This is a genomic window from Tenacibaculum soleae (genome assembly GCF_030549005.1).
In the GTDB taxonomy this organism is placed as follows: Bacteria; Bacteroidota; Bacteroidia; order Flavobacteriales; family Flavobacteriaceae; genus Polaribacter; species Polaribacter soleae.
The window spans coordinates 1-12,398 of sequence record NZ_JAUOSW010000009.1; the positions used below are offsets into that span (position 1 = coordinate 1).

9 protein-coding genes are annotated in these 12,398 nt (G+C 32.2%); 4 read left to right on the plus strand and 5 right to left on the minus strand.

Annotation, left to right across the window (positions count from 1 at the left end; all coding sequences use genetic code 11):
- The 3 genes from Q4586_RS11940 to Q4586_RS11950 form a co-directional block, all read right to left on the minus strand.
- On the minus strand, window positions 1–3,763 hold a 3,763-nt coding region (locus Q4586_RS11940), incomplete at its 3' end, for a SprB repeat-containing protein (RefSeq protein ID WP_303529219.1).
- A gap of 39 nt (window positions 3,764–3,802) precedes the next feature.
- Window positions 3,803–5,629, minus strand: coding sequence for a PorP/SprF family type IX secretion system membrane protein (locus tag Q4586_RS11945; RefSeq protein ID WP_084443226.1), 1,827 nt, complete (start codon window positions 5,627–5,629; stop codon window positions 3,803–3,805).
- Between the two features lie 8 nt (window positions 5,630–5,637).
- Window positions 5,638–7,746 (minus strand): T9SS type B sorting domain-containing protein, encoded by a 2,109-nt coding sequence (locus Q4586_RS11950; protein WP_068706427.1) that lies wholly within the window; start codon window positions 7,744–7,746, stop codon window positions 5,638–5,640.
- A 294-nt stretch (window positions 7,747–8,040) separates the two neighbouring features.
- Here Q4586_RS11950 and cmk point away from each other — a divergent pair, with 294 nt between their 5' ends.
- On the plus strand, window positions 8,041–8,730 hold the full coding sequence (gene cmk, locus Q4586_RS11955) for a (d)CMP kinase (RefSeq protein WP_068706425.1): 690 nt from the start codon (window positions 8,041–8,043) through the stop codon (window positions 8,728–8,730).
- A gap of 80 nt (window positions 8,731–8,810) precedes the next feature.
- On the opposite strand, the gene Q4586_RS11960 is transcribed toward cmk, so the two are convergent.
- Both Q4586_RS11960 and Q4586_RS11965 read right to left on the minus strand, forming a co-directional pair.
- Window positions 8,811–9,848, minus strand: a complete 1,038-nt coding sequence (locus Q4586_RS11960) for an RluA family pseudouridine synthase (RefSeq protein WP_303529226.1) — start codon at window positions 9,846–9,848, stop codon at window positions 8,811–8,813.
- 17 nt (window positions 9,849–9,865) lie between these two features.
- The gene (locus tag Q4586_RS11965; protein ID WP_303529229.1) at window positions 9,866–10,444 is read right to left on the minus strand and encodes a PASTA domain-containing protein; all 579 of its coding nucleotides are present in this window, start codon (window positions 10,442–10,444) and stop codon (window positions 9,866–9,868) included.
- Window positions 10,445–10,587: 143 nt separating this feature from the next.
- On the opposite strand from Q4586_RS11965, the gene Q4586_RS11970 reads away from it, so the two are divergent.
- From Q4586_RS11970 to coaD, 3 genes are read left to right on the plus strand one after another with little or no spacing between them, the layout of a single operon-like run.
- Window positions 10,588–11,571 (plus strand): D-alanine--D-alanine ligase, encoded by a 984-nt coding sequence (locus Q4586_RS11970; protein ID WP_303529231.1) that lies wholly within the window; start codon window positions 10,588–10,590, stop codon window positions 11,569–11,571.
- Entirely contained in the window at window positions 11,568–11,912 is a 345-nt protein-coding gene (locus Q4586_RS11975; protein WP_303529234.1) for a DUF3024 domain-containing protein, read from the plus strand. The genes Q4586_RS11970 and Q4586_RS11975 overlap by 4 nt, the downstream gene beginning before the upstream one ends.
- Window positions 11,913–11,942: 30 nt before the next feature.
- The gene (coaD, locus tag Q4586_RS11980) at window positions 11,943–12,395 is read left to right on the plus strand and encodes a pantetheine-phosphate adenylyltransferase (RefSeq protein ID WP_068706416.1); all 453 of its coding nucleotides are present in this window, start codon (window positions 11,943–11,945) and stop codon (window positions 12,393–12,395) included.
- Window positions 12,396–12,398 lie beyond the last annotated feature (3 nt).

Sequence of the window (12,398 nt, forward strand, 5' to 3'; positions counted from 1 at the left end):
TAGTATTATTCGTTGCTCCTAAAGTATAATTATACGTTCCTGGTGCTGCTGGTGTTAATTGTGTTAAGGTTATGGTTCCTGTTCCGTCACACGCATAGGTTACTGCATTACTAAATGTTGGCTCCTCTGGTAATGCCGCTATCGTTATGGGTGCTAAAGTTATAGAACATCTCTTTGCATCACTTATAGTTACTGTGTACGTACCATCTGCTAAACTACCAAATGCATGATCAAATGTTACCGTATCAGTTGTATAAGTTGTTGTTGTTGTTCCATCACTTAATGTATAAGTATAAGGTGCTGTTCCTCCTGTTACATTTTCTACCGTTATCTCTCCTTGTTGAGTACATGTATAATCTTGACTTCGCCTTGAACTTCCTGATAATACATCTGGCGCAGTGATTTCAATATCTGTAACCTCATAGTTACATTGGTAAGATGTTTTAGTTGCACGAACATATACAGTATATGTTCCTGTAGCTAAACTATCAAAATATCCTGAAGCAAACCAATTAGTATTATCAATACTGTATTGTATAGCATACCCTAAATCATCAACTACTTGAACATTTGTTGTTCCATCACTTTGACCGCTACAACTAACATTAACATCTGTATGTGTAAATGTTAATGGTGCTTCTCTTATCACAGTAATTGGTTCTGAAATTGAATAACAACCATTATCATCAAAAACGATAAAACGGTATTCCCCTTCATTACCAACAGGAATGTTATAAGTATATGGATTTGCAGATGGTGTTAAAAATGCTGAAAACGGAACATCTGAAGGTTGTGTGTATAAATCTGTTCCTTGACTTGTCCATACAGCGATATTATAGGTATTTCCTGAAACTGTATCAACAGTACCTCCTGTTGCTGTTAATCGAATAATTCCATCAGAACTACCGTTTTCACAACTAATATCTTTTAACTTTAAAGCTGCTAAATTTATTGGGGCTGGCTTATCAATTACTACTGTTTCTGAGGCAGTACATTGTGCTGTAGTTACTGTTACAGTATACGAACCTCCATCTATTAAACCATCAAATAAATGACTACTGTTAGCTGTTGGTCCTTCAGTAGCAACAACACCTGCTGTACTATGGGTTAAGGTATACGTATAGTCACCTATTATATTATTTACTTGTGCATTAATACTTGCTGTACCATCTGAGCACTCCATATTGCTAGTAGTTACTATAAAATCAATATCACTTTCTTGAATATTAATTGAACCGAATGTGTATTCACATGAAGCAGCTGACGGGTTGTTTAATCTAATTGTTAAATCATAATCTCCTGGCGTAGTTAAATTATCAAATACATTACTATTTTGATAAGGAGCGTTGTATCCGCCAGGTCCTGATAAACTATATTGATAATTTGATGGTATATTATTTACTGTAATTGAACCATTTGATCCACAAAAAATATCAAGTTCTACTATATCTGGATTTAAAGTTGCTTTAAATACGTTAAAATAGTAACTTTTAGGACATTGCCCATCATACTCTACATCTAAACGATACTCACCTTCATCAGCTACATTTAAAGAAAAATTTGTTGATAATGGAGTACCCCAATCACAACCCGTATCTACATTTGGGCATCCTGCTCGAGTTTCATCATTACATGAGGCTTCATCTAACTTATACCATTTGACAGTTGTTGCTGATGCTGGATCAAAAGGTAAATTAATTGTTCTTGAATTTCCATCGCCACATAAATATATCTCTGCTAAATCTAAACTATTATTAGCACAAACAAGCATTTGATCTGAGAAAGGTATTAACGGATTTGGTTCTGAATTATACCCTACTACATTTACTGTTTCTTCAGTGTCAATACAACCTGATGGTGCTGTTGTTCTAACAGTATATGTTCCTGTACTTGTTACTAACTGGTTTCTTGAGGTACCTATGATGTTTCCTGAACTATCTCTCCATTCATAAGCTGAGAAACCTGCTCCTGCAATTAATGTTGTACTACTACCACAAATTACTTCTGTTCTTTCATACCTACATCCGCTAGTGTCAACTAAAAAATTAGAAGTACCTACAATTCCAAAATTACAATCATCTAAACCAGCAAAACTCTCTTCATTGTTAATTGGTGGTGCTCCACCTCTATCACTTTCATAATTAGCAAAAGCTTGATTTGATATTCTATTTGAACATACATCACGTAACTGACTACAATCACTAACAACTGCTACTTTTATTTTTATATCATAGTACCCATCATTTTCTTCAACAAGGTCATCTGGTATATTAAATATTAATTTCCCTCTAAAATTGTTAGCTGCTGTTGGTGGTTCATAATCACTTAATACTTGAGCTCTTGTAGATTCTAATTCGGGCGGTAATATTAAATCAGCTGGTAAAAAATCAACATTTTTTGGAAGAATATCTATAATTCTTGTATTTTTAGCGTTATCTGTACCTACATTTTGAAAACGTATATTGTAAAACAATTCACTTCCTAAACCTACTGTTTGTCCAGAAATATCTGCTCCTGCAGCATTTTGTATTGTTTTAATTAACTGCACTTTAGGCTCAATTACTTCAACTGACATACCTAATAAAAAGGGCCAGTAAGAATCTCCTGAAGTTGTAAATCGTAACGTAGTATTTGTTTGACCGTTATTTAAAATTGATTTTGTTCCATTATTTAACGTAAACATATCAACATCGAAACCTAATGTATTTTGACTGTTAGGGTCTCTTCCTGGTAAGTAACTATTATTTTGGGTTATAGATCCGTTAAAAAAATTTGTTGTACCATTTAAACTTCCTGTGGTTAAAGTTTCAAAATTTCCTGAATTTCTTCTTTCTATTTGAAAAGCATCACCCGTAATTGACCTATCTCCTTCTAAAGCAGCTACCATAAGATTTGCTCTTACGGGTCCAGAAGGTACTGTTTGAAAACCACTTACCGGTACATCTGTATAATCATTTGTGTCTTTCTTTATCGTTGAAAACCCATCAAAAAGATAAAACTTTTTATTTTTTTGAGTTTCATTTTCATAAATAATTACCATTACCCAACCTGCTGATGATCCTAAACGACTACCTATATTATCCTGACCAAGAGTTGCTTTAATATTTGCTCCGTAATAATCTCCATTTGCATCTGGGTCACCAGCAACATTTGTTAAGCTTTGTACCATTGTTGTAACGTCTTTGTAACATACGTATGGTTTTTCTGTTGCTATTCCATCATCAAATATCAATTCTCTTTTTGTTACATCAAATTTATCTGCAACTAAATCGACATAATTACCCCCAGGAACTTTAAACTTCATGGTGTTAAAATCAGCATCACGAGTATTTACACCTGCCGATTCTTCGTTCCAATTATCATACGGATAAATTCCTGCCCAATACAACCCTGCGTATACAACTCTAGAACAATCTGGTAAATTTAAAGATGATTTTGAAGATGAAAATGTGGTATTATCATTATCTACATCAATATATTGCAAATTAAATGAATGATTACCTCCATAACCATCATATGCATCTTCACTATAATAATAGGTCCAACGATTCCACTCATACACCCAACCTTCTACATTTAAAATATTATTAGCTACAAAGGTCATATTACCTCTTACCCTTGTATTATAACGTTCTTTAAAAGGAACGTCTGCTCTTCTTTCTGCTGCTGTTAAATATCCTTCAACTATATTGTTTTTTTCTTGTGCAAACAAATTGGTTATTTGTAGTAGAAAAATTGATATTATTAGTAATTTTTTCATCATCTTCATTGGGGAATTAATTGTTGGGGGCTTACAAATTAATTATTTTATACGTACTATCGTTTTACGGTCGTAAAAAGAACCGTTTAAATTATTATTATACAACTTAATAGCTTCTTCTCTGCTATCAGTTTTTGCTATATACACATGCATATAACCTGTGGTTGGGTTTATAAAATATCCTGCATCTATATCATCATTCCTTAACTCATCAACATTTCTATCTGCCAGTGATTTTTTAGAGTTTACATATACCTGTATATAGTAGCCAGGGGCTACTCCTTTCATATTACCCGACATAGTTCTAACTCTTGCTGGTGGTTGTGTTTTAGGTTCCTTATAACTATCACCGCTGGTACCTATAGTTAATTTAACAACATATACAGGATCTTTACCACTTTTTTTAATTTTTATAGATGAGGCATCATTTTTATCATCATTTTCAAATAAACGAGTTTTATCGGTTAATTCTTCAACTTTTTCATCAGCATCCTCTTCTTTTGCATATCTATCAACATATACATAGTACCATTTTTTTTGTGGTTCGTATATATATTTTGCTTCTAAATTTAATCTTTTAAACTTTTCTATTAAGGGTTCTGTATTTTCTTTATCTCTAAATCTATCAGCAACAACATAATACATTGTACCACCGCCACCAGCATAAGTAATTGTACTTTGACGCCAAGGTTTATCTGATCTTCTTTTTAATGATGTGTCTTTTGCTTCTACCTCTTCTTTAACCGAAGGTGTTATTGGTTTTTGCTTTGGTATTGGCTGATTTTTTAACAGTCGTAACACTTCATCAACTTTTTTATTTAATATATCTATTGAATCTTGTGCTGTTTGAATTTCGTCAGATAAATCATTATGCTCTTCGTTTTTATAATCATTTTTTGGAGCTCTTTCTGGTAATGTTACTTTTACACTTCCTGTTCTTCTTACTGGCCTATTTCTTGTATATGATTTTTTACCGAAGTTATAAATTAACCCTATTTCATTAGTTGCTGCAAAACTACTTTTTTCATAACTGATTCCAACAGCTAAATTTTCAGAAATATTTACACCTAAACCTGCTGAAATCCCGTAAGTTTTGTCATAACCTGCTTTTAACCAACCTGCTTTAGGTAAATCTAAAATTACATTTCCTCCTACACTAAATTCGTTTTCTCCAGGTTTTCTAGCCATTAGTAAGGCTCTTAAATCTGCTCCTTCTAAAATTCCTGAAGCATACGTAAGTTCATGAGAATACATCGCATGAAGCGAAAATGTTTTTTCGGCAAAAGAAGTAGCCATTTCGCTACTTTTTAAATTAAAGTCTACTAAGTTTTCAAAAAATACACCAACATCAAACTTACCAAATGACACCGTAACTGCTGGTTGTAACATTACAATAGGGGTGTCTTGAAAATTTGCTACTTGTGGATCTGGAACAGTAGAATTAACCTTTAACGCATTAGCACTTCTTCTACTATACAAAAAATTAAAACCAAAGGTTAAATCCATCGTTTCATTTAATTGTAATCGTTGTGCATAATTTACTAAGGCTCCAAAATCTTTAAAAACACCTACCTCTTGTTGATAAATTGCAAAACCGGCTCCTACATTTTCGCGCATTTTACCAGAATAAGTACCTAAATATAATCTAGGGTTATCTTCAAAATCAACATTACTATTACGAACAGTTGCGGTAATTGATGTTTTATTTTCTTTCAATGCCGAAAATGTTGGCACTGTTAAAAAACGATTAAACTTCATAAAGTTTCGTGAAGTAAAACTGTTATATTGCTGCGCGTTATTATAAGTCTGTGCTTTTAATGAAAACACACTTATTAATATCACTATACATACTATTATTTTCTTAATCATTCTTATTTTTAATCTAATACAGATATTGTTCCTGCTTTAATTAATGTATCGTCTTTTATTATTTTGTAATAAAATATTTTCTGATTTCCTAAATCTTCAGCTGGCCAATCATTTTTATAATCGGTTATTTTTAAAATTTCCTTTCCATTTGAGTTATACAACTCAATGGTTACTGAGGGCTGGAATGCATATGTGTTTGATAATTTCCATGTATCGTTTATCCCATCTTGATTTGGCGATATAATATTAGGTACTATTATTTGATCATCTGGCTCTACTACTTCAACTGTTTTTGTTAACTCACAGTTACCTACCTTTACCAATACAGTATAAAAACCTAAGGTACTTACTGTTAACTCTTCGGTCGTAGACAATAATGTACCTAAAACATCCTCTCCTTCATACCATTCATAAGATTCGCCTCCTGCAGCAACTATTGTGGCAACACTTCCATCTTCCATTACAACTTTTTCTGATGGGGTTATTGTAACTGCCGAATCATCAAACAAAACAACTTCAATTGCGGCTAACTCATTAGCACAACCAAAGCCAGAATATTGCAACACATATTCTCCTACTTCTGTAACTTCAAGTGAACTAGGATCTGACGGAGTTACATCTTCAGTTCCGTCTTTAACCCATTTATAAGTATATCCTGCTATTACATTATTGATTATATAAATAATAGAACCTCCTGCACAGAGTGAGTTTGATATTGTTGTCGAAGAAATTTCAGGAATTTCTACTAATTTTACATTTAATTCATTTGAGATACCGTTTTTACCTCCTACATTAACTGACAATGTATACAAGCCACTTTCAAGATATGAATTTACTGAAAATTCATCTTCCGTGGCACCCGATATAGCTACACCTCCTTTATTCCATTGATAATTTAACATTGCAATTTGAGCTGTTGTTAAATCATATTCTTGATCATCTTCACCAATTGCCTTTACTCCTACTATACTTAATGTTGTTGTTGCTGTATTACATTCCTCATAATCTGTTGCTGTTCTTACAACGACATCAAACGATTTTACACCAATTAGTTCATACTCATCAGAATCAACTACAATATTACATGACCCAGAAGAACTTTTAGTTACTCTTGCAAAGTACACTCCTTTTTCTGTGGCATTTGTACATAATTGAGTTCTTGCTGCCAAGGGGTTTGTATCTTTATACCATTGAATGGTTGCTGAAGATGCATCGTGAGTTATACAGAGTTCACGGGTTTCTCCAGGTAAATAAATTGTTTTTAAATTACCGGATGTATTTACATTAAAATCTGCTGATGTTGTTTGCTTTAACTCTACGTTATCTGAAACTGTTTGGCAACTTCCTGTATCTATTTCTAAATGATAAGTTCCTAATTGCCCTGCTGTAGGTGTGGTATAGGTAGCAGAATTTGAAGATTGTACTAACGTATTATTAAAATACCAATCATAAGTAAACGAAGCGTCTGTTACATTCGCCTCAAAAGTATGTGATTCATCTCCACATATTTGAACAGTTAACGGACCTTTTATTTGTGTGTCTGATTCATTAAAAACAACAACATCTATTAAGGTTGACTCTTTAAAACCACAAGCTCCATAATTTATTTTTGCTTGATATTTACCTGTCTCTGACACCTCAAATACAGGATCAACTGTTGTTGTAATTAAACTACCATCTTTATACCACTCGTACTGCCCTTTTTGAGTTGTGTTTAAAATGACTTCTTCTGCCCCCCCCTCACATAAAACTACATTTTCAAAATTATTTAAAATAAAAGTTCCATTAATTATTTTATATGCTTCAAAAGCATCCGATTCTGGACTTGTCATCGCAGGCGAAGAAGCAACTAATCTAATTTTATAATTAGCACCAAAAGTATCATTAGGCAACTGAAAAGACCTATCAAATGTAAAAGAAGAATTTTCTGTAGTTACTGTACCAACGTTAGTAGGGCTCCCCCAAGTACCATCAGCCTCCGACAGTTCTATTGTAAATTGATTGTCGTTAGGAAAAGTTGTTGTAGCATATTTAAACCTCACTGTAAAATCTGTTGTAGCACCATCATCACACGCTGAAGAAAACTGTAACTCAGGTTTCAATAACGTTTGTGACATTAAATTAGTACTAACACAAAAAAGGAATAAACCTAAAAGTCTTAGTATACTCTTAGTCTTTTTCTTCATTAATTATGGGGATTTTAAGAAACATCAAATGTATACTTTTTATACAACAAATAAAATCTAATATATAAATTCTATTCCAAACACACAAACTTAACACTAAACAAATAAATAACACACTCATTGACAATTAATTAACCCTTATTAATCTCTACTTTAAAACCGCTAATATTCATCACAAAAAATAACAGATTCTAACGTATATTTGTATTTCAAATCTCTTAAGCTATGACATCAAAAATTATTATTGCTATTGACGGGTTTTCATCTACAGGAAAAAGTACTATTGCTAAACAGTTAGCTAAAAAACTTGAATATATTTATGTTGATACTGGCGCAATGTACAGAGCTGTTACTTTATATGCTATGCAACAGAATTTTATTTCTGAAACACATTTTAACCCTGAAGATTTAATTAAAAACTTACAAAACATTTCTCTTTCTTTTATTTTTAACGATAGCTTAGGTTTTGCTGAAGCTTTTTTAAACAACACGAATGTTGAAAAAGAAATTAGGACTATTGAAGTTTCTAAACTGGTTAGTAAAGTCGCTACAATTTCAGAAGTTCGAAAAAAACTAGTACAAGAGCAACAAGAAATGGGAAAAAACAAAGGTATAGTTATGGATGGTCGCGACATTGGAACCGTAGTTTTTCCTAAAGCTGAATTAAAGTTATTTATGACAGCCTCAGCAGACAAACGTGCTACACGTCGTTATAAAGAATTATTAGATCGTGGAGATACTGTAAAGTATGAAGAAATATTACACAATGTTCAAGAACGTGATCGAATTGACTCAACTAGAGAGGATTCTCCTTTAACCCTAGCCAAAGATGCTATTGAATTTGACAATTCTGACATGGGCCTTAAAGAACAATTTGAACGCATTATGAGCCTGGTTAACATGCGTTTAAATTAAATTACTATCTTGTATAAAAAAATCAGCTATTATTAAATAATAGCTGATTTTTTTTATCATTTCATAAAACATAGTTTTACTTACACTTCCTCAAATTTTGAATTTTCTGAATACGTTCGCCATTTCACTAAACAATTTTCAATATCTGTAGGTATTTCAGTATTAAATTGCATAAACTCACCTGTTGTAGGATGTGTAAAACCTAATGTTTTTGCATGTAACGCTTGTCTTGGTAGTGTTTTAAAACAATTTTGCACAAATTGCTTATACTTTGTAAAAGTGGTTCCTTTTAAAATAGCGTCTCCTCCATAACGTTCGTCATTAAAAAGTGTGTGCCCTATGTGTTTAAAATGCGCTCTAATTTGATGAGTTCTTCCAGTTTCTAATTTACATTGCACCAAGGTAACATACGTTAAACGCTCTAAAACTTTGTAATGTGTTACAGCATGTTTACCATGATTGCCTTCAGTAAAAACATCCATTTGCAAACGGTTTTTAAAGCTACGTCCAATATGGCCCTCAATAGTTCCAGTATCCTCCTTTACATCGCCCCATACTAACGCATAATATAATCGCTCGGTAGTTCTATCAAAAAATTGTTTTGATAAATGCGCCATTGCAAATTCGGTTTTTGCAACCACTAACAAACCACTGGTATCCTTATCAATACGATGTACTAACCCTGGACGTTCATTAGAGTTTGTTGGTAAATTTTCAATATGATAAATTAATCCATTCACTAAAGTACCTGAGTAATTTCCATGTCCTGGATGCACTACCATTCCTGCTGGTTTATTTACCACAATTACTGCATCATCCTCGTATACAATATCCAAAGGAAGCTCTTCAGCTACTAATAAATTTTCAGCTGGCGGGTATGCTAAAACCACACGAACAACATCTTTTGGCTTTACTTTATGATTTGGCTTTACTATTTGATCGTTCACCAAAACATTACCAGCCTTGGCCGCTTGTTGAATTTTACTTCGCGTTGAATTTTCAATAAAATTCATTAAAAATTTATCTACCCTTAATGGCTCCTGTCCATCAGTTGCAACAAATCTGTGATGCTCATATAAGTCATCATTTTCGGCTGCTAAATTTACATCTTCCTGCATAAATCAGTTATATTTTATTACCTTTTACCGTCTCCTAAAACAAGATTAATCGTTGTTTTTTTTGGTAATTTTGTTCCTGGCTCAATTATCTTTCCGTTATATTTCAAACCTCTTACTACATTTTTACCTATATCTCTTACCCAAGTAATTTTTTTCCCGATTATAAAACCTTGAGATTGTAAATGTGTTGTTGCTTGTCTTTTTGTTCTTCCATTTAAATCAGGCACCTCAATATCTCTATATTTAGACGGATTTAAAGTTAAATACAACTTTCGTTTTTCTTTTACAAAATCTCCTACTGTAGGGTCTTGTTCTATCACCGATTTTTTTGGATATTCAGGGTTATAAGTTGCACTATCAATTATAATAAAATCTAAATTAAGTTCATCTAACTTCTTTTCAACTTCTGCTAACGACATTTTATGCAAATTAGGTACCTGTATTTTTTGGTCATGATTTGTGGTTACTCCCAACCACCATTGTAATGTAAAAACAAATAATAACAGCGATATAACAGCAATCCCTATTTGAATTAAAAATGTTTTACTCTTTATAAATTGAAATAAACCTTTAAGGTTTCCTATAAAATTATTCATATCCTTTTTTTGTAAGCTGGCGCAAATTTACAGTAAAAAAATTACTATTTTTAATTCATGAACTCTTAAACGAGTTTTTTTGGTAAGTTTGTATAAACTTAGGCAATCAATTTTATAAAATTAATAAATCAAAAGTATTTAAAGTGAAAAAAAACATAGCTATAATTATGGGAGGTTATTCCTCTGAAATTGAAATCTCCTTAAAAAGCGGTGCCGTGGTTTATAAGCATCTTAACAAGCAAAAATATACTGCTTATAAAATTTATATTTTAAAAAACAAATGGGTTTTGGTTGATGACAACAATGATGAATTCCCTATAAACAAACATGATTTTTCTGCAGATGTAAATGGAAAAAAAATAACTTTCGATTGTGTTTTTAATGCCATTCATGGTGCACCAGGCGAAAACGGAACTATTCTAGCTTATTTCGATTTAATCGGACTAAAACACACTTCTGCTCCTTTTTATCAAATGGCACTAACATTTAATAAACGTGATACCTTAAGTGTTGTTAAACAATACGGCATTGCTACTGCAAAATCAATATATTTAAATCAAGGAGATACTATAAATATAGATAATATTATTACCAAAGTAGGCTTACCATGTTTTGTAAAACCTAACAACGCAGGCTCTAGTTTTGGAATATCAAAAGTACATACTAAGCAAGAATTAATACCTGCTTTAGAAATAGCTTATAAAGAGGATTCTGAAATTTTAATTGAAAGTTTTTTAGACGGAACTGAAGTTTCTGTAGGAGTAATCAACTACAAAAATAAAATTACCGTTTTACCAATCACTGAAATTGTTTCGGAAAATGACTTTTTTGATTACGAGGCAAAATACGAAGGGAAATCACAAGAAATTACTCCTGCTCGCATTTCTAAATCACAAGAAAAAAAAGTTATCGATGTTGCTAAACGTGTCTATCAAGTTTTAAATATGAGTGGTTTTTCACGTTCTGAATTTATTTTCGTAAACGACGAGCCACATTTTTTAGAAATAAATACTGTTCCTGGTTTAACAGAAGCTAGTATTTTGCCACAACAAGCAAATTGCGCAGGTATTTCATTAGCCGAATTATTTGGTAACGCTATTGAAACGGCCTTAAAAGAAACTAAATGAAAAACACTACCATAAATATTAATGAAGCTACAATTAAAAATTTTGTAGCATCAATACGACCTGAAGATATTGAAACTAGAAAACAATTAGACTTTGGGTATTCTTTTGATAAAAACATCGTTATTCTTTATGAAATTAGACCTGACTGGCTTAACCCAGAAGAAAAAAACCATATCGAGTTTGCTAAAATTAGATTTTATAAATCTAAATTAGAATGGAACTTATATTGGATGCGCGCTAGTGAAAAATGGGAACTGTACAAACCTTTTCCGAAATCAACACACTTAGATAAAATTATTCAAATAATTAAAAAAGATAAAAATGGTTGTTTTTTTGGCTAATAAAAAACACCTTTTTAAATACCTAATTTTATGAAAAAAGCTATTTTCCCAGGATCTTTTGATCCTATTACTTTAGGACATGTAGATATTATTGAACGTGGTGTTACCTTGTTTGACGAACTCGTAATTGCTATTGGTGTAAACTCTGATAAAAAATACATGTTTTCTTTAGAAGAACGCAAACGTTTTATTGAAGAAACTTTTAAACACCAACCAAAAATTAGAGTCGTTACCTACTCTGGTTTAACCGTAAATTTTTGTAAAGAAGAAAACGCGCAGTTTATTTTAAGAGGACTTAGAAACCCGGCTGATTTTGAATTTGAAAAAGCCATCGCACATACCAACCGTAAACTATCTGAAATAGAAACTGTTTTTTTACTAACCTCGTCTGGTAAAAGCTATATTTCATCATCTATTGTACGTGATGTTATTAGAAATGATGGTGATTATACTGGTTTAGTTCCTGATGCTGTAAAAATTTAACTC

Coding starts and splice junctions, on each gene's coding strand:
- Q4586_RS11960 (WP_303529226.1), bottom strand. CDS start 9,848: ATGCAGGAAGATGTAAATTTAGCAGCCGAAAATGATGACTTATATGAG.
- Q4586_RS11945 (WP_084443226.1), bottom strand. CDS start 5,629: ATGATTAAGAAAATAATAGTATGTATAGTGATATTAATAAGTGTGTTT.
- coaD (WP_068706416.1), top strand. CDS start 11,943: ATGAAAAAAGCTATTTTCCCAGGATCTTTTGATCCTATTACTTTAGGA.
- cmk (WP_068706425.1), top strand. CDS start 8,041: ATGACATCAAAAATTATTATTGCTATTGACGGGTTTTCATCTACAGGA.
- Q4586_RS11965 (WP_303529229.1), bottom strand. CDS start 10,444: ATGAATAATTTTATAGGAAACCTTAAAGGTTTATTTCAATTTATAAAG.
- Q4586_RS11950 (WP_068706427.1), bottom strand. CDS start 7,746: ATGTCACAAACGTTATTGAAACCTGAGTTACAGTTTTCTTCAGCGTGT.
- Q4586_RS11975 (WP_303529234.1), top strand. CDS start 11,568: ATGAAAAACACTACCATAAATATTAATGAAGCTACAATTAAAAATTTT.